Source organism: Pseudomonas caspiana, from assembly GCF_002158995.1.
Lineage (GTDB): Bacteria > Pseudomonadota > Gammaproteobacteria > Pseudomonadales > Pseudomonadaceae > Aquipseudomonas > Aquipseudomonas caspiana.
This window is the reverse complement of sequence record NZ_LOHF01000004.1, coordinates 294,555-312,139: the sequence shown is the minus strand read 5'-3', so window position 1 is coordinate 312,139 and position 17,585 is coordinate 294,555. Positions and strand designations below refer to the sequence as shown.

Here is a 17,585-nt window from a genome sequence, read left to right as displayed (position 1 = left end):
ACAGAACGCCATCGCGGCCTCGCGGTGCTCGTGCGCTCCTACAGGTTCACCGTTTGGCGCGAGACAGCGCGGTGTCAGAGACTCTTGATTGCATTATCAAAGTGAAACCGAAGCCCTACAACCCCGCTGCCAACCTTGAACCCTGATCGATCGCCCGCTTGGCATCCAGCTCTGCCGCGACGTCTGCGCCGCCGATCAGGTGTACGGCTTGCCCGGCTTCAACCAGCCCGTCATACAGTTCGCGCAACGGATCTTGTCCGGCGCAGATCACGATGTTGTCCACCGGCAACACTTTCTCTTCACCTTCACCGATACGGATGTGCAAGCCAGCGTCGTCGATGCGCAGGTATTCGACGCTGTTAAGCATCTGTACCTGTTTGTTCTTCAAGCCGGTACGGTGAATCCAGCCAGTGGTCTTGCCCAGTCCGTCGCCGACCTTGGACGCCTTGCGCTGCAACAGGAATACCTGACGCGCCGGGGCATGCAACTCCGGTTTGATCCCCGCCACGCCACCACGTGCTTCAAGATGGGTATCGATCCCCCATTCTTTCCAGAACGCAGTGCGATCCAGACTGGTGGAAATGCCCTGATGCACCAGAAACTCCGAAACGTCGAAACCGATACCGCCAGCGCCGATCACCGCAACGCTCCGTCCTACCGGTTTGCGTTGCAGAATCACGTCGAGGTAGCTCAACACCTTGGGATGATCAATGCCCGGAATCGCCGGGGTACGTGGCGCGATACCGGTGGCCAGAATCACCTCGTCGTACCCGGCGCCCAGCAAATCCTCAACGGCGACACGCGTATTGAGCCGCACATCAACGCCCGTGGTTTGCAGCTTGCGAGCGAAGTAACGCAAGGTTTCGTAAAACTCCTCCTTGCCCGGCACCCGCTTGGCGATATTGAACTGGCCGCCGATCTCAGCGGCAGAATCGAACAAGGTGACGTGATGCCCACGCTCGGCAGCCACCGTCGATGCCGCAAGGCCCGCAGGACCGGCGCCAATCACAGCGATTTTCTTGCTCTGGCGCGTCGGAATGTAATTCAGTTCGGTCTCATGACAGGCACGCGGATTGACCAGACAACTGGTCAGCTTGCCGCCAAATGTGTGGTCCAGGCAGGCCTGATTACAACCGATGCAGGTGTTGATTTCATCGGCACGCCCCGCCGCTGCCTTGTTCACAAACTCCGGATCCGCGAGAAAAGGCCGGGCCATGGAGACCATGTCGGCATCGCCCTCACTGAGAATCTGCTCGGCGATTTCCGGCGTGTTGATGCGGTTGGTGGTGATCAGTGGAATGCCCACCGAACCACGCAGCTTGGCAGTGACTTTACTGAAAGCCGCGCGAGGCACCTTGGTCGCAATGGTCGGGATTCGTGCTTCGTGCCAGCCGATACCGGTATTGATGATGGTCGCACCGGCCCGCTCAATGGCTTGAGCCAATTGCACGATCTCTTCCCAGGTGCTGCCACCTTCAACCAGGTCCAGCATGGACAAACGGAAGATGATGATGAACTCAGGGCCAACGGCCTCGCGAACCCGGCGAACGATTTCCACCGGCAAGCGCATGCGGTTTTCGTAACTGCCGCCCCAGCGATCTGTGCGGTGGTTGGTATGGGCCGCCAGAAACTGATTGATGAAGTAGCCCTCGGAACCCATGACCTCCACACCGTCATACCCGGCGCTTTGGGCCAGCGTCGAGCAGGTGACGAAATCGGCTATCTGCTTTTCTATGCCCGCTTCGTCCAGCTCGCGAGGTTTGAACGGATTGATCGGCGCCTGAATAGCACTGGGGGCAACCTGATTCTTGCTGTAGGCATAACGCCCGGCATGCAGGATTTGCAGGCAGATTTTGCCGCCCGCTGCATGCACCGCCTGAGTCACGACACGATGCTGCTCAGCTTCTTCAACCGTGTTCAGTTTCGCCGCGCCGGTATAAACACCGCCTTCTTCATTGGGCGCAATACCGCCCGTAACCATCAACCCGACACCACCCGTTGCCCGCTCGGCAAAATACGCCGCCATGCGTTCAAAACCGCCTGGTTTTTCTTCCAGCCCGGTGTGCATCGAGCCCATCAGAGTGCGGTTGCGCAAGGTGGTAAAGCCCAGATCCAGCGGGGCCAGCAGGTGCGGGTAATGAGCGGCGGCCATAAAAACTCCATCGACTGTCACGGAATGCGACCGCCTGAGGCAGCCGTCAATTATTCAGACCTTCGCGGCCTGTTCGTTGCGCAACAGTAAAGACGAGCTTTGAGACCCGCTCAATGACCATAAGTGACAAGTTGATGATTTAAACGTGCAGCCATGGTCCGAACTATCGTTGGAATCACCCCCTTCCTGGCAGCATCGCTTTTCAGTGGGTTGATAAGCGATGGCATCTGAACTGCAAGCAAATGAACGCCACAGCCATTCCAGCAAGACAATTTCACGGAGGATCGAATCATGCAGTTTCGTCACTACCTGCGAATGTTCACCCTGCTCACAGCGTTCAGCCTTGCCCTCGCAACAGTCTCCACGCCGGCCTGGTCAGCCACCAAAAGCGCAAAGCGCGGCATCGCCTATGACATAGCCTCACCTGCGGACTTGAGTGCTTTGTCCCCGGGAATCAGCTGGTGGTACAACTGGAGTCCGAGGCCCCACGACCGGCTCGCCGCCTATAACTACTCGTCCACCTACGGGGTCGACTTCATCCCCATGGTCTGGAACGCCAACGTCGATGACGGTCAACTGAAACTCTACCTGCAGGCCCACCCGGATATCCGCTACTTACTGGTGATCAATGAGCCTAATCTCGTTGATCAGGCCAACATGACACCCGAGGCCGCCGCGCAATTCTGGCCAAGACTGGAACAGATATCCGCGCAGACCGGGGTAAAGCTGGTGGGCCCGGCAATGAACTGGGGAACAATGTCCGGTTATGGCGACCCGGTCGTGTGGCTTGATGCCTTCTATGCTGCGTACCGTGCGCAAAATCAGAATCGAGATCCGCAGATCGACTACCTGGCGTTTCATTGGTACGACTATGGGCTGTCAGGCATGCTCGACAGGCTGTCCAAATACGGCAAACCATTTTGGGTCACCGAATTCGCCAACTGGCACTCTCCAATTGATGGGGTCCAGATCGACACGCTTGAAAAGCAAAAACAGCAAATGGCTGAGATGGTGGCGGTCTGCGAGAACCGCGCGGATGTGTTTCGGTATGCCTGGTTTACGGGGCGGATGAATGACGACCCGCACTTTTCGAGCTTGTTGAACGAAGAAGGAAAGCTGACGGAGCTGGGTCAGCACTATCTTTCGCTGCCCTTCAATCAGTAACGTCGTACCGGATGTCGGGTGGTGTTCATCGCGTCCTTGGCCATCAGGGACGCTGCACCGATCTCGGTCAGCCCGCTGATGATGTGCTGGGTATAGGGAAAAGCAGGATCTGCATCCAGCACCCGCTCCGACACCAATAGCCCTTCGTTCACGAGCACATCGATTGCCAACACACAGTGCACGATGGATGGAACGCTTGGTTGACGGCGCACCAACTGCATGTAGATCTGCCCACACGTCAGCTTTCGTGGCTTGCTCCCGCCAGGCTTTCCCTCACTGAGGAGCCAGACCGCTTTTAAAATCGCCAGGTCTAGCGCGAGAGGGTCTGTGAGCTCCGGGATCAATCCGGACTCATGCGGCAGAAAGGAACTCGCTTGGGATGTCACCGATAAACCTCTGGGTACATGAGCCTGAACGACCGCACTTGTCACCCCGTGAGTTTTCTCGCCTGCTGGAATGGGAAGCGTGGTATGCACACTCTTTAACGAACGCGATATGAAGGGGATACGCCTACGGCCAGGCTACTTTAACACCACCAAAACCGAGCCAAAGCTCGGTTTTTATAAAAGATTTTTTATAGCTTAAAAAACGTAAAATTCAGAATTTAAATCCAAAATAAATTCGAAAAAAATCAAATAAAACCAAAAATACAAAAAAATCAAAATATGTAAGATTTGTAAAACTCAATATATAACTGCAATATTTTGCTGCCATAGAACTTTAAGCTCACACTGCGGACTTACTGTCGCAGCCTGTAGTAAACCTCCACGCGCTGACACTTCTTCGTTACCCACTTCTATTTGGAGATTCTCCCGATGGCTAGAAGCTTGCTGCCTCTTGCTGCCATTTTTCTGATGGGCTTCACCACACTTTCTGTATCAGCCGCCGAAAACAAAAATCCCCTGCCCTCGACGTCGAGCGAGGTGCGCGTGGCAGTCGAGGCCAAACGCGAGCAGATCACCGGCGCCGAAAGCGCCACAAAAAGCCAGTCCACCGGTGCGCAAAGCGTGCTGGATGCCCCGGTCGTCACCGACGATGCCCCAGCGACCGATGACGAAAAATGAGTCTTCGTTTGATACGCGGCACATCACTTATCGAACGAATTCAGGAGTAGTTTCATGTCCATGATCAAACAAGGCTTAAGCCTGAGCCTGCTTGCGTTGAGCATTGCTCAGGCAGGCACCGTAATGGCTGTCACCCCGATGACGGGCAATGAGGTCGAAGCACGGGTTGGTGCGATGCTCGACAACATGACTCAGTCGGAAAAGATCAACTTCTCGCGCGTCGACGACGGACGCATGATTCCCAAACTGGACAAGTTCAACCTGCAAGGTACCGTCGCCTACGACTCGGCCATGGGCGTACTGGTCGGCGGCAAGACTTTCGGTGCGCAGTACCCGTCACCGTCCGCATTGGCCGCGACCTGGAGCATCAACCGCGCCAAGGAATTCGGTCTCGCTATTGGCTACGAAACCCGGATCGCCGGCGGTCAGCAAATGCTGTCTCCGGCCATCAACCTCTATCGCACCCCGTTCAACGGGCGCTCCGCTGAGTACATGAGTGGCGAAGATCCCTTCCTCGGCGCAGTGTTGGCGCCAGCCGTCACCAACGGTATTCAGGTCCAGGGGATTCAGGCCGCCGCCAAGCACTACCTGATGAACGAGCAAGAAGCGAACCGGCACTACCTGGACGTCAAAATTGACGAGCGAGCCATGCAGGAGCTGTATCTGCCGGGCTTCGAATCGCTGGTCAAGAACTCGAACATTGCCTCGATCATGTGCGGCTACAACAAGATCAACGGCGAATATGCCTGTGAGAACCATCACCTGATCACTGACATCCTGAAAGGCCAATGGGGCTTCCAGGGCAACGTGATGAGTGACTTCAACTCGGTGCAGGACGCGTTCAAAGGCGCCTGGGCAGGCACCGATATCGACATGCCGAGCGGCCTGCAATTTACTGAAGCCAAGTTGCTGCCCTATGTCTGGAACGGGCAACTGCATCAGAGCGTCATCGACGACAAAGTCCGCCGGAATCTCCGGGCCCTGGTCAGCTACGGCTTTGATAAAGGCATCAACAAGGCCCAGCCTCTTGAGCACCGCGAATACGGTCAACTGGCTGCGCTGAACGTGGCGAGGGAGTCGATTGTGCTCCTGCGCAACGAACCTGTAGACGGACAGAAGCCCCTGCTGCCTCTGCCGAAAACGGCAAAGATCGCCGTCATAGGCGATCTGGCGATGCAGGCACCGACTGCGCCATTCGGCACCGCCTACTCAGCGCCTGCCAGCTACGTCACCGAACTGAGCGGACTCAAGCAGTTGGCGTCGAGCGCCAGCAATGTGGACTACCTGCCGCAGATGAGCCTCGATCCGAAGTCGTCGGTCTGGTATCAGCCGAGCAGCGGTAAAGGCAAAGGTAAGGAAGCCATCAGCAACACAGGTGTGAAAGCCGAGTACTACGCCAACACCACATTGTCCGGCGATCCTGTTGCGACCCGCATCGAGCCGGGCCTCAACCTGAGCTGGATCACCAACACCAACGTAACCGACAGCGGCACCAGCGCGGTAACCGGCTACAACCCGGCACCGGGTGCGTTCTCGGCTCGCTTCACCAGCAAGATCAAACCGACTATCACCGGGCCGCACGTCTTCAAAGTCCGTGCCGATGGCGCCTATAAACTCTGGATCAACGACGAGCTGGTGGTTGAGGATGAAGACAAGCAGGTTTCATTCGACCTGATTCCTGTGGTGCCACGTACCGTCAAGACTGTCGCGCTGAAAGCCGGCACCGAGTACAACGTGCGCCTGGAATATCGTCGCCTCAAAGGCAATTACACCCCGGTACTGGGTGGCATGAACGGCGTGCAACTGAGCTGGGCATCGCTGCGTCCGCCGACCAATCTGGCTGACTATGACGCAGTCGTGGTGGCGGCGGGCAGCAACTTCGAATACGAAGGTGAGTCCCTTGATCATCCCTTTGAACTGCCGCAATTTCAGTCCGAGCTGATCAGCTTCGTGCAGAGAGCCAACCCGAAAACTATCGTCGTGATGCACGGCGGTGGCGGTATGGACATGCAGCCGTGGGCAACCAAGGTCGCAGCTTCCCTGCATGCCTGGTTCCCGGGACAACAAGGCGGCCAGGCGCTGGCAGAAATCCTGTACGGCAAGGTCAACCCGTCGGGCAAGCTGCCCATCACGCTGGACAAGAAAGTGCAGGATAACCCGAGCTTCGCCTCGTACTCCGATCCAGTACCGTACTATTTCAGCAGCCCTAACCCGCCGACTGAAATGACCTACAGCGAAGGCCTGTACCTCGGCTATCGCGGTTATGACAAGAACCACGCGAAGCCGCTCTACCCGTTCGGTTTCGGCTTGTCTTACACGACCTATCAGTACAGCGATCTGAAGCTGTCGAGCAACGTTCTTGCTCCCGGCGCAACCATCAAGGCCACTTTCACCGTGACCAACACGGGCGACAAGCCTGGTTTCGAAGTGGCTCAGTTGTACGTGCAGCCTTCGAAGCCGCAAGTCGATCGTCCGGAAAAAGAGCTGAAGGGCTTCTCCAAGGTTTACCTGAAGGCGGGCGAAAGCAAAACCGTGACGATCCCGCTGGACTCCCGCTCGTTTGCCTACTATTCGCCTGACGCCGTTAGCTGGATCGTAGACCCGGGCAAGTTCAAGGTGCTGGTGGGCAGAGACTCGGAAGACCTGGCGCTCAACCGCACCGTTGTCGCTCTGTATGGCGAGAAATTGTCTACGCGTGACTCCAACCCTCTCCCGACTCCGCTGCGCAAGGCAGTTCAAGTCAAGCCGGAACAGGCTTACTGAGGAGGCGTGATCGGTGGCTTCTGCAGCCACCGGTCACCGACTATCAAGCGGCCGCTCTCAGACGAGTCCGGCCGGCTTGAGTTCCGAAGCCAGACGTTCGAGGTACCTGGCGAAGGCACGCTCAATCGGTACGTAATCCGGTGCGCGTAGCCATTGGATCTGCATCCCGTCCATCATCGAAGCAATCTCGAGACTGACCTGCTTCACATCCGTGTCCGGACGAATTTCGCCCGCCTCGATCAGCAGATTGAGATGGGCCTGAATGTGGCCGTGCACAATCTCAAAGCGCTCACTGAACCAGCGGTTGGCCGGGTGGGTCACGGACAGACTTTCTGTGTTGATGATCATCAACGCCTGACTGACGGCGGCATCTTCCGTGCTGAACTTCATGATGAACTTCAGAAACGCTAAAAACCCTTCCAGCGACGCAACCTCGTCAGCTTCCTGCAAGCGGGTGGCGACGTATTGATCCCGATGCTGCAGCACGGCGTGCAGCAGGGCGAGCTTGTTGGGAAAGTGATGTAGCAATCCGACTTGCGAGATACCCGCAACCTTGGCGACGTTGGTCAGCGTCGCGCCCGCGAATCCATCCCTGGCAAAAATAACCATGGCGGCTTGAATGATTTCGAGCTTGCGCACATCTCCTTTGGGGATGTGGCGACGCTTGGGGGTAGCGACGGAGTCAGGAGCGGGAATGTCTTTTGGCATTTGGATAGCACTGTCCGTTGCGCAGATGTGACTGTCGGCGTGATGATTTTTGCGCTGACGCGTTCACTTACAGGCCAGGCAGTACCCATGGGGAAGTTTCTTGAATCCATCAGCGATAGATCGATGAATGCAACTCTGCAACCCGGTCTGTATGGTTAAAAGCGTCAGCGATTGCACGTGGATCGAGTCGGCGGCGGAACATACCATGTGCCCTGGAAGCTGACAAATACCCCCTCTGTTCGCGATACATGAACACAAAACAACGGGGCTGGCGATGTATCGCGGCCTTGTTGAGGTTTCGGGTGTTTTATAACCGGTTGAACACATCGGGCCTGCAGAAGTTGTCGCAGCCTTCGGCAGCTCCTACAGATGGAGTGCACACCCCGATCCCTGTAGGAGTTGTCGGAGGTTACGACGGCGCCGATCACGATGTGTCAGGCAGACCAGCCATCGCTAGCCTCGTAACCTCGGTGAGCTCCTACAGGGTTGAGTTCAACTCCGACAGTTGCGCTTTGCCCCCTCTAAACCAATACCTCTTGCCGATACTCAAGCGGCGTACAGCCAAACTCGCGACGGAACACGGTGTGCAGGTACTGCGCGGATTTGAAGCCGCAACTGCGTGCCGTATCGGCAATGGTCGAATCGGTGTTTTTCAGCCCGTTGGCCGCTGCGTCGAGTTTGAAGCGCAGGATTTCGTCATGCACGCTGCAGCCCCGTGCCTGGCGAAAGTGCGATTCCAGCGAGGAACGCGACACGCCGACATAGGCCGCGACTTGCGCGGTCTTGATGCCCTGGCAAGCGTATTGCCGGATGAACAACAGCGCCTGCATCACGTAAGGATCACCCAAAGGTTGATGCAGGCTCGATACCTGTACGTTGATCGAATCCGGCGGAATCAAAATGTGCGTGCCCTTGGCTGGCATGCCGTGCAGCATCTGATGCAACAACTGCGCTGCGGTGCGCCCCATGGTTTCAGTGCCCTGGCTGACGGAGCTCAGTGGCACGCGGGTCAAGCTGCGGGTCAGCGGATCGTTATCGATGCCGATCAGCGCAACCTGCTCCGGAACGGGAATCCCGGCGGTCAGGCAAGCCTGCAGTAATTGACGCGCGCGGGCGTCACTGACGGCAATAATTCCGATGGGTTTGGGCAAGCTTTGCAGCCAGGCGATCTGCTGTTCGACAGCGCTGTTCCAGAGCGGCGCGCTGGTTCCCATACCGCGATAAATCTCCCCCTGGAGCCCATCGCGCTGCATCAGTGTACGAAAGGCTTTCTCCCGCTCCTGTGCCCAGCGATTGGCTTGTGCTTCGGGCAGGCTGAAACAGGCAAAACGAGTCAGCCCCGCTTCAATAAGGTGCTCGTAAGCCAGTGCCATCAACGCCTGATTATCGGTGGCGACGTAAGGGATACCTTGCGGATAGTCGTCCTCGTTTTGATAAGAGCCGCCGACCGCCACCACCGGCAACCTGATCCCGGCCAGCGCTTCGCCAATCATCGGATCATCGAAGTCGGCAATGATCCCGTCACCCTGCCAGCGCTCGATTCCTTTCAAACGGCAGAGAAAATCCTCCTCCAGAAACAAATCCCAGGAAGCTCGAGTACTGCTCAGGTAGTTACCAATACCGCTGATGATGCCGCGGTCGTAGATCTTCCCGCCGTTGAACAACAGTGCAACGCGGTGAGCAGGCGGTACGGTTTTCATTGTTATTGTCCTGGGCCAGCCAGCGATTATCGAAACAGACTAGGCGCGCAGACGCAGAATCTCAATACGCAAAATCGCACTGCGGGTTGATGATTTTCATAATCAGGAGCAACAGGGCCGTTGCTAGTATCGATGCACCGAAAAGAACAGTCGATTAGAGCAACCGATAAAAACAACAAGGACATTGCGAATGCCATATTTCCCCGATATAGACCGAGTCCGCTACGAAGGCCCTGCCAGCGATTCCCCCCTCGCCTTTCGCCACTACGATGCAGACAAAATCATCCTGGGCAAACCGATGCGCGAGCACCTGCGCATGGCAGCCTGTTACTGGCACACCTTCGTTTGGCCGGGCTCCGATGTGTTTGGCGCAGGCACCTTCAAACGCCCATGGCAGCACTCGGGCGACCCACTGGAAGTGGCGATCGGCAAGGCCGAAGCAGCGTTCGAATTCTTTACCAAACTGGGCATCGACTATTACTGTTTCCACGACACCGATGTCGCTCCGGAAGGCAGCTCGCTCAAGGAGTACCGCAATAATTTTGCGCAGATGGTCGATCATCTGGAGCGTCATCAGCAGCAAAGCGGCGTCAAGCTGCTGTGGGGCACCGCCAACTGTTTCAGCAACCCGCGCTTTGCTGCTGGCGCTGCGAGCAACCCTGATCCGGAAATCTTCGCCTGTGCCGCTGCGCAGGTGTTCAGCGCCATGAACGCCACTCAGCGACTCGGCGGCGCCAACTACGTGTTGTGGGGTGGCCGCGAGGGCTATGAAACCCTGCTCAACACCGACTTGAAACGCGAACGCGAACAGCTGGGGCGCTTCATGCGCATGGTGGTTGAGCACAAGCACAAGATCAATTTCAAAGGCGATCTGTTGATCGAGCCCAAGCCGCAGGAACCCACCAAGCATCAATACGATTACGACAGCGCCACCGTGTTTGGCTTTCTGCAGCAGTTCGGCCTGGAAAACGAAATCAAGGTCAACATCGAGGCCAACCACGCGACCCTGGCCGGTCATAGCTTCCATCACGAAATCGCGACGGCTGCGTCCCTTGGGATTTTTGGCAGCATCGACGCGAACCGTGGTGACCCCCAAAACGGCTGGGACACTGACCAGTTCCCCAACAGCGTCGAAGAAATGACCCTCGCCACTTACGAAATCCTCAAAGCAGGCGGGTTCAAGAACGGCGGCTTCAACTTCGATTCCAAGGTCCGTCGGCAGAGCCTGGACGAGATCGATCTGTTCCACGGTCATGTCGGGGCGATGGATGTGCTCGCTCTGTCCCTCGAACGCGCTGCGGCCATGCTGCAGAACGACCGGCTCCAGCAACTCAAGGACCAACGCTACGCGGGCTGGCAGCAGCCATTGGGCCAGAGGGTGCTGGCGGGTGAGTTCACCCTCCAGTCGCTGGCCGAACATGCGTTTACCCAGGAACTGAATCCGCAAGCCGTGAGCGGCAGGCAGGAACTGCTCGAAAACGTCGTTAACCAGTTCATCTATCGCTGACTGCGATCAAGGGCCACGGGCGCCGTAATCCGGTTACATTCGCGCGACAAATCTGTGCTCGCGGCGCTTTGCGACTCTCTACAGTTCTACCAGCACGATATTCATCGTCAGGCAGTGGCTTCTAAAAAAGTGTCTTCGAACAACAATAAAAGGACGCACCACCATGAAGAGATTTAAACGCACGCTGTTGGTTGGCGCTCTGGCGCTGCTGTCAATTCCGGCCATGGCCGACCCTGCCCATCCGAAAATCGGTTTCTCCATTGATGACCTGCGCCTTGAGCGATGGTCCCGTGACCGCGATTACTTCGTCGCGGCGGCGGAAAAAATGGACGCCAAGGTCTTTGTACAATCGGCCGACGCCAACGAGCAAAAGCAGATTTCGCAGATCGAGAACCTTATCTCCCGAGGCGTCGATGTCATCGTCATAGTGCCGTTTAATGCCACTGTGCTGACCAACGCGGTTGCCGAAGCGAAGAAAGCCGGGATCAAGGTCGTGTCTTATGACCGGTTGATTCTTAACGCTGACATTGATGCATACATCTCTTTCGATAACGAAAAGGTCGGTGAGATGCAGGCCAGTGGCGTGTTGAAAGCAGCGCCCAAGGGTAATTATTTTTTGCTAGGCGGCGCGCCGACCGATAACAACGCAAAAGTGCTGCGCGAAGGCCAGATGAAGGTGCTACAGCCGGCGATCGACAAGGGTGATATCAAAATCGTCGGCCAGCAGTGGGTAAAAGAGTGGAACCCGACTGAGGCCCTGAGCATTGTCGAAAACGCCCTGACCCGTAACGACAACAAGATCGACGGCATCGTTGCTTCCAACGACGCCACTGCAGGCGGTGCCATCCAGGCACTGGCCGCGCAGAAACTGGCAGGCAAGGTGCCGATCTCGGGTCAGGACGCAGACCTCGCAGCGGTCAAACGCGTGATCGATGGCACGCAGACCATGACCGTCTACAAGCCGCTGAAACTCATCGCCACCGAAGCGGCCAAGCTCTCGGTGCAACTGGCGCGCAACGAGAAACCCACCTACAGCTCGCAGTACGACAATGGCAGCAAGAAAGTGGACACGATTTTGCTCACGCCGACCCCGTTGACCAAGGACAACATTGATCTGCTGGAAAAGGACGGGTTTTACACCAAGGCGCAGATTGACGGGAAGTGATCCGGGCGCGTGGAACCAATTCCTCTGGACGCTAAACGTTAGACCTGTAGGAGCGCACGAGCACCGCGAGGCCGCGATGGCGGTGTATCAGGCAGAACGCAATCGCTGCCTCGCGGTGCTCGTGAGTTCCTACAGGTCAATGGCTGCAGTCCGTACCCGCTTATCCTTGAGCACTCGCCATGTCCGACTATCTGCTGCAAATGAATGGCATCGTCAAAACGTTCGACGGTGTTAAAGCCCTTAATGGCATTGATATCAAGGTCAGGCCCGGGGAATGTGTCGGGCTGTGTGGCGAGAATGGCGCGGGGAAATCCACGCTGATGAAAGTGCTGTCGGCGGTCTACCCGTATGGTACCTGGGAAGGCGAAATCCTCTGGGACGGCCAGCCGCTCAAGGCACAGTCAATCAGCGAAACCGAAGCTGCAGGCATCGTCATCATTCATCAGGAACTGACCCTGGTGCCGGACCTGTCGGTGACCGAGAACATCTTCATGGGCCATGAGCTGACGCTGTTCGGCGGGCGCATGAATTACCCCGCGATGACCCTCCGCGCCGAAGCCCTGATGCGCGAACTGAAAGTCCCGGACATGAACGTCTCATTGCCGGTTTCCCAGTACGGCGGCGGCTATCAGCAACTGGTGGAAATCGCCAAGGCACTGAACAAGCAAGCTAGGCTGTTGATTCTCGATGAACCCTCTTCAGCCTTGACCCGTTCGGAAATCGAGGTCCTGCTGGATATCATCCTCGACCTAAAGTCCAAGGGCGTTGCATGCGTCTATATCTCCCACAAGCTCGATGAAGTCGCCGCTGTGTGCGACACCATTTCAGTGATCCGTGACGGCAAACATATCGCCACCACCGCCATGGCAGACATGAACATCGCGCAGATCATCACCCAGATGGTCGGGCGGGAAATGAGCAACCTGTATCCCACCGAACCCCATGACATTGGCGAAGTGATTTTCGAAGCGCGCCATGTTACCTGCTACGACGTCGACAACCCGAAACGCAAGCGGGTCGACGACATTTCGTTCGCCCTCAAGCGTGGCGAGATACTCGGTATTGCCGGGTTGGTCGGTGCCGGTCGTACGGAACTGGTCTCGGCTTTATTTGGCGCCTATCCCGGCCGCCATGAAGGCGAAGTGTGGCTGGACGGCAAACTGATCGACACTCGCACACCCCTCAAAGCCATACGCGCCGGACTGTGCATGGTTCCCGAAGACCGCAAGCGCCAAGGCATCATTCCCGATCTGGGCGTCGGCCAGAACATTACCCTGGCCGTGCTGGACTCTTACTCAAGACTGACGCGTATTGACGCCGAAGCCGAGCTGGACAGCATCGACAAGGAAATCTCGCGCATGCACCTCAAGACCGCGACCCCCTTCCTGCCGATCACCAGTCTGTCTGGCGGCAATCAGCAAAAAGCCGTTCTGGCAAAAATGCTGCTGACCCAACCCCGCGTGCTGATTCTCGATGAACCCACCCGAGGCGTCGACGTCGGCGCTAAATACGAGATCTACAAGTTGATGGGTGCGCTGGCGGCCGCGGGCGTGTCGATCATCATGGTGTCTTCGGAGCTGGCTGAAGTGCTGGGTGTCTCCGACCGGGTACTGGTCATCGGCGAAGGCCAACTGCGCGGAGACTTCATCAACCACGACCTCACTCAGGAACAGCTACTCGCCGCCGCGCTCAGCCAAACCGCCGACCCTAACAACAATAATGATCGGAAGTCCGCGTAGATGAATCAGGTCAAACAGCTCTTCACACGCTACAAAATGCTCGCACTGGTCATCGCCGTGGCGGTCATCTGGCTGTTCTTCAGCTGGCAGACCGACGGTGGATTTCTGACCCCGCGCAACCTCTCCAACTTACTGCGGCAGATGTCGATCACCGGCATTCTTGCCTGCGGCATGGTGCTGGTGATCATCAGTGGCGAGATTGATTTGTCGGTGGGCTCGTTGCTCGGGCTGCTGGGTGGACTGGCGGCCATTCTCGACGTGGTCTATCACATCCCGCTGCTGGCAAACCTGAGCCTTGTCGCCTTGTGTGGACTGATGATCGGCCTCGCCAATGGCTACATGACCGCGTACCTGCGCATCCCGTCTTTCATCGTCGGCCTGGGTGGCATGCTGGCGTTCCGCGGCATTCTGCTGGGGATCACCGGCGGCACAACCATCGCACCGGTATCGCCGGAACTGGTGTACGTCGGGCAAGGCTATCTGCCGCATTCAGTTGGCACCGGGCTGGGCATCGTACTGTTCGCACTGACGCTGTATCTGACCTGGAAACAACGCCGCAATCGCGCCGCCCACGGCCTCGCTGCGCATTCACTGGTGCGAGACGTCTTGCGTGTGGTGCTGATCGGTGCGGTACTGGCCGGATTCGTCCAGACCCTCAACAGCTACGACGGCATTCCCGTGCCGGTGCTGCTGTTGCTGGTCCTGCTCGGTGTATTCAGCTACGTCACCACCCAGACCGTATTTGGCCGCCGGGTCTATTCAGTGGGTAGCAACATGGAGGCGACGCGACTGTCCGGGATCAACGTGCAGGCCGTGAAACTGTGGATCTTCGGCATCATGGGCGTGATGTGCGCGCTGGCCGGCATGGTCAACACCGCACGCCTGGCGGCGGGTTCGCCTTCTGCCGGAAGCATGGGCGAACTCGACGCCATCGCCGCCTGCTTCATCGGCGGCACCTCCATGCGCGGCGGCTCCGGCACCGTCTACGGAGCCCTCCTCGGCGCGCTGGTCATCACCAGCCTCGACAACGGCATGTCGATGCTCGACGTCGACAGCTACTGGCAGATGATCGTCAAGGGCAGCATTCTGGTATTGGCGGTTTGGGTGGATGTCAGTACCCGGACAGGGCGGCGTTGATCGGAGAGCGGTCCCGCAATATCGATTGAAGTTCATATCCTGTAGGAGTGAGCTTGCTCGCGATAGCGTCAGGCCAGACGATACCTTCTCAACGGGTCTACCGTTATCGCGAGCAAGCTCACTCCTACAAGGTTCGTGTTTGCTGCGCGACAGCGCGGTGTCATGGACACCAGGGTCGCTCCTGCAGATCAACCTCTTGCTGCATCACGATGCATTGCGTCTCAACGCGCGCCCAACTCGCGAATATTCGCTTTCAGCTCCTGAAAGTCATACTCGGACAAGCCGACATAATCGAGCACCAGGTGGCTGATGGTGTTCCACTCGTGATCGGCACTTTCCTTGCCCAGTACACGGTAGGACTCGCAGATGTGCTCGGCCATTTTCAGGATCGAGAGCAGGTTCTTGACCTGACTGTGTTGCCCTGTGTCGTCGCTGAACACAGCGTAAGCATTGTGGTGCCGGGCAATGGTCGTTGCCATGTGTTCAGGTAAGCGCCAGGCTTTGGCAGTGTAGTAGCCCACCACGGCATGGTTGGTGTTGAACGCTTTGTTTTCTACATCAACGACGCGTTGCTGCTGGCCCGCACTGGCGTAGCCCTGCTCCAGAACGGTCATGTAGTTGGGAAATTTCTTGTACATCAACGGCACGCCACAATCGTGGAACAAGCCCAGCGCGTAGGCTTCATCGACCGCCTGAGAACCCAGCCGCTTGGCCAGCGCCAGACACGTCATGGCGATGTCCTGCGCGGTGTCCCAGAAACGGTTGAGGGTGACGATCGACTCATCGTTCATTCCGCCACGGATTGACAGGCCGTTAACGAGGTTGATCACCGAGCGACTGCCCAACAGGTTTACTGCACGCTGAATCGAAGAAATCCGATTGCTCAAGCCGTAGTAACTGGAATTGACGATCTTGAGCAGCGCACCCGCGATACCCGGATCCTGCGAGATCAGGCGGGCAATCTCGGCCAGATCGGGGTCCGGCATGTATTGCTCGATCTGCAGGTCCACCAGAATCTGTGGTTGCGGCGGCACGATAATGCCTTGCAAAGCCTGCTTTACTTTCTCGTCGGTAAACTCGAACTCTGATGACATACGCTTCCCTGAACACTCACCCAATACGTGATGTGCGCTGACTCTAGCGAATAGAAAAGACATTTGCGATGGGGCATTGCCCGATTGACAACGCCATGAGCTGCCGATGACGGTTCGCGAACTGAAACAAGCCGACAAAAAAACCGTCATTGAATGGAAAAAAGTTCGTTAAGCCGTTGTTTTCCCGTAGTCTCGGCACACATAACCTCACACAGCCACAACCAGGGATTGTCAGCACTCCAACTTACTTATGCGTACATTTTTCACTATTGCCATTGGCTTCGTACTCACCGCTGCTCTTGTCGGCTACGGCTTCTGGACCGAGCAGCGTCCTGTGGGCCACTACCTGTCAGACCTGCGCATCAAACTGGTAGTCGACGAGGGCCAACCGAGTGAGCGAGGCAACTTGCTCGGCATTCAGCCAGAACTGTTCCCCGCCGATTATCAAAGTACCCAGCGTCTGCATCGCAAACTGGCCGCTTACCTGCAACAGGCTCGCGAGCAAGGTTTGATCAACAGCAGAACCATCGTCGTGCTCCCCGAACATGTGGGCACCTGGCTGGTGGCCAGTGGTGAGAAAAATGAGGTCTATCAGGCCGTCAGCAAGGATGAGGCGCTGACCTGGATATCCTTCAGCAACCCGCTCAAATTTCTTGGCGCATTGCTCGGGGCCAAAGGTGACAACTGGCTCGACGATGCACATTTGCGTATGAAAGCGACCTCTATGGCCGAGCAGTATCAGGCGCTGTTCGGCGGTCTGGCCAAGGAGTTTGGCGTCACGCTGGTCGCGGGCTCTATCGTGTTGCCCGAACCGGCCATCGAAAACGGTAAATTAAAGCTCGGCAGCGGCCCGCTGTATAACAGCAGCGTCGCTTTCGGCAGCGATGGCCAACCCCTCGGCCAACCGCAACGGCAGTTGTTTCCCATGGCTTATCAACGCCGTTATGTCCACTCAGCCACCGACCTGAATGTCTTCGACACCCCTGCCGGAAAACTGGGCATATTGATCGGCAGCGACAGCTGGCACCCCGGCAATTACGCCAGCCTGAACAAGCTGGGCGCCGAGTTGATTGCGGTGCCCGCCTTTGTCATCGGTACAGGCCACTGGACCAGCCCTTGGCGCGGCTATCGCACGCCGGACCTGACTGACGCCACTGGGTTGAACGCTGGCGATATCAGCGAGGGTGAAGCCTGGCAACGTTTGACCCTGACCAGCCACGCTCCGCTGAGCACCGCCAGAGCCGGAGTGAGTGTATTCATGCGTGGCCAGTTGTGGGACCAGGGCAGTTCGGGACACAGCTTCGCCAGCCGCGACGGCCAGCACATCGTCGAGCCATCGCCCGATGACAAGGCTCACCGTGGCGCACGCCTGATCAATATCTGGTTATGAAC

General features: G+C 57.3%; 13 protein-coding genes. 8 read left to right on the top strand and 5 right to left on the bottom strand.

What is annotated here, in order from left to right; all coding sequences use genetic code 11:
• Nucleotides 1-115 precede the first annotated feature (115 nt).
• Nucleotides 116-2,152: an NADPH-dependent 2,4-dienoyl-CoA reductase gene (locus tag AUC60_RS08010; protein WP_087265562.1), complete on the bottom strand. Its 2,037-nt coding sequence runs from the start codon at nt 2,150-2,152 to the stop codon at nt 116-118.
• Between the two features lie 315 nt (nt 2,153-2,467).
• On the opposite strand from AUC60_RS08010, the gene AUC60_RS08005 reads away from it, so the two are divergent.
• Nucleotides 2,468-3,316: a glycoside hydrolase family protein gene (locus AUC60_RS08005; protein WP_238599538.1), complete on the top strand. Its 849-nt coding sequence runs from the start codon at nt 2,468-2,470 to the stop codon at nt 3,314-3,316.
• Here AUC60_RS08005 and AUC60_RS08000 read toward each other — a convergent pair.
• Nucleotides 3,310-3,537: a hypothetical protein gene (locus AUC60_RS08000; RefSeq protein ID WP_238599536.1), complete on the bottom strand. Its 228-nt coding sequence runs from the start codon at nt 3,535-3,537 to the stop codon at nt 3,310-3,312. The two genes, AUC60_RS08005 and AUC60_RS08000, sit on opposite strands and share 7 nt — an antisense overlap.
• Before the next feature lie 594 nt (nt 3,538-4,131).
• Between AUC60_RS08000 and AUC60_RS07995 the strand changes: the two genes are divergently transcribed.
• Nucleotides 4,132-4,380 (top strand): hypothetical protein, encoded by a 249-nt coding sequence (locus tag AUC60_RS07995; RefSeq protein ID WP_087265558.1) that lies wholly within the window; start codon nt 4,132-4,134, stop codon nt 4,378-4,380.
• Nucleotides 4,381-4,440: 60 nt separating this feature from the next.
• Nucleotides 4,441-7,143: a beta-glucosidase gene (locus AUC60_RS07990; protein ID WP_087265634.1), complete on the top strand. Its 2,703-nt coding sequence runs from the start codon at nt 4,441-4,443 to the stop codon at nt 7,141-7,143.
• Between the two features lie 57 nt (nt 7,144-7,200).
• On the opposite strand, the gene AUC60_RS07985 is transcribed toward AUC60_RS07990, so the two are convergent.
• Nucleotides 7,201-7,851: a TetR/AcrR family transcriptional regulator gene (locus AUC60_RS07985; protein WP_087265556.1), complete on the bottom strand. Its 651-nt coding sequence runs from the start codon at nt 7,849-7,851 to the stop codon at nt 7,201-7,203.
• Between the two features lie 521 nt (nt 7,852-8,372).
• Nucleotides 8,373-9,551 (bottom strand): XylR family transcriptional regulator, encoded by a 1,179-nt coding sequence (locus AUC60_RS07980; protein ID WP_087265554.1) that lies wholly within the window; start codon nt 9,549-9,551, stop codon nt 8,373-8,375.
• Between the two features lie 190 nt (nt 9,552-9,741).
• On the opposite strand from AUC60_RS07980, the gene xylA reads away from it, so the two are divergent.
• The 4 genes from xylA (at nt 9,742) to AUC60_RS07960 (ending at nt 15,099) form a co-directional block, all read left to right on the top strand.
• On the top strand, nt 9,742-11,058 hold the full coding sequence (xylA, locus tag AUC60_RS07975; RefSeq protein WP_087265553.1) for a xylose isomerase: 1,317 nt from the start codon (nt 9,742-9,744) through the stop codon (nt 11,056-11,058).
• Nucleotides 11,059-11,221: 163 nt separating this feature from the next.
• Nucleotides 11,222-12,223 (top strand): D-xylose ABC transporter substrate-binding protein, encoded by a 1,002-nt coding sequence (gene xylF, locus AUC60_RS07970; protein WP_087265550.1) that lies wholly within the window; start codon nt 11,222-11,224, stop codon nt 12,221-12,223.
• A gap of 179 nt (nt 12,224-12,402) precedes the next feature.
• Nucleotides 12,403-13,962 (top strand): D-xylose ABC transporter ATP-binding protein, encoded by a 1,560-nt coding sequence (xylG, locus tag AUC60_RS07965; protein WP_087265549.1) that lies wholly within the window; start codon nt 12,403-12,405, stop codon nt 13,960-13,962.
• On the top strand, nt 13,963-15,099 hold the full coding sequence (locus AUC60_RS07960; RefSeq protein WP_087265547.1) for a sugar ABC transporter permease: 1,137 nt from the start codon (nt 13,963-13,965) through the stop codon (nt 15,097-15,099).
• 221 nt (nt 15,100-15,320) lie between these two features.
• Here AUC60_RS07960 and AUC60_RS07955 read toward each other — a convergent pair whose 3' ends face one another.
• Nucleotides 15,321-16,193, bottom strand: coding sequence for an HDOD domain-containing protein (locus tag AUC60_RS07955; protein WP_087265545.1), 873 nt, complete (start codon nt 16,191-16,193; stop codon nt 15,321-15,323).
• Between the two features lie 250 nt (nt 16,194-16,443).
• On the opposite strand from AUC60_RS07955, the gene AUC60_RS07950 reads away from it, so the two are divergent.
• Nucleotides 16,444-17,583, top strand: a complete 1,140-nt coding sequence (locus AUC60_RS07950) for a carbon-nitrogen hydrolase family protein (RefSeq protein ID WP_087265543.1) — start codon at nt 16,444-16,446, stop codon at nt 17,581-17,583.
• The last annotated feature ends 2 nt before the right edge of the window (nt 17,584-17,585 follow it).

Bases quoted from the DNA above. Each gene is read 5' to 3' on its own strand.
- xylA (WP_087265553.1), top strand. From the start codon at position 9,742: ATGCCATATTTCCCCGATATAGACCGAGTCCGCTACGAAGGCCCTGCC.
- AUC60_RS07950 (WP_087265543.1), top strand. From the start codon at position 16,444: ATGCGTACATTTTTCACTATTGCCATTGGCTTCGTACTCACCGCTGCT.
- AUC60_RS07995 (WP_087265558.1), top strand. From the start codon at position 4,132: ATGGCTAGAAGCTTGCTGCCTCTTGCTGCCATTTTTCTGATGGGCTTC.
- AUC60_RS07980 (WP_087265554.1), bottom strand. From the start codon at position 9,551: ATGAAAACCGTACCGCCTGCTCACCGCGTTGCACTGTTGTTCAACGGC.
- AUC60_RS08000 (WP_238599536.1), bottom strand. From the start codon at position 3,537: ATGCAGTTGGTGCGCCGTCAACCAAGCGTTCCATCCATCGTGCACTGT.
- xylF (WP_087265550.1), top strand. From the start codon at position 11,222: ATGAAGAGATTTAAACGCACGCTGTTGGTTGGCGCTCTGGCGCTGCTG.
- AUC60_RS08005 (WP_238599538.1), top strand. From the start codon at position 2,468: ATGTTCACCCTGCTCACAGCGTTCAGCCTTGCCCTCGCAACAGTCTCC.
- AUC60_RS07990 (WP_087265634.1), top strand. From the start codon at position 4,441: ATGATCAAACAAGGCTTAAGCCTGAGCCTGCTTGCGTTGAGCATTGCT.
- AUC60_RS07960 (WP_087265547.1), top strand. From the start codon at position 13,963: ATGAATCAGGTCAAACAGCTCTTCACACGCTACAAAATGCTCGCACTG.
- AUC60_RS07955 (WP_087265545.1), bottom strand. From the start codon at position 16,193: ATGTCATCAGAGTTCGAGTTTACCGACGAGAAAGTAAAGCAGGCTTTG.
- xylG (WP_087265549.1), top strand. From the start codon at position 12,403: ATGTCCGACTATCTGCTGCAAATGAATGGCATCGTCAAAACGTTCGAC.
- AUC60_RS08010 (WP_087265562.1), bottom strand. From the start codon at position 2,152: ATGGCCGCCGCTCATTACCCGCACCTGCTGGCCCCGCTGGATCTGGGC.
- AUC60_RS07985 (WP_087265556.1), bottom strand. From the start codon at position 7,851: ATGCCAAAAGACATTCCCGCTCCTGACTCCGTCGCTACCCCCAAGCGT.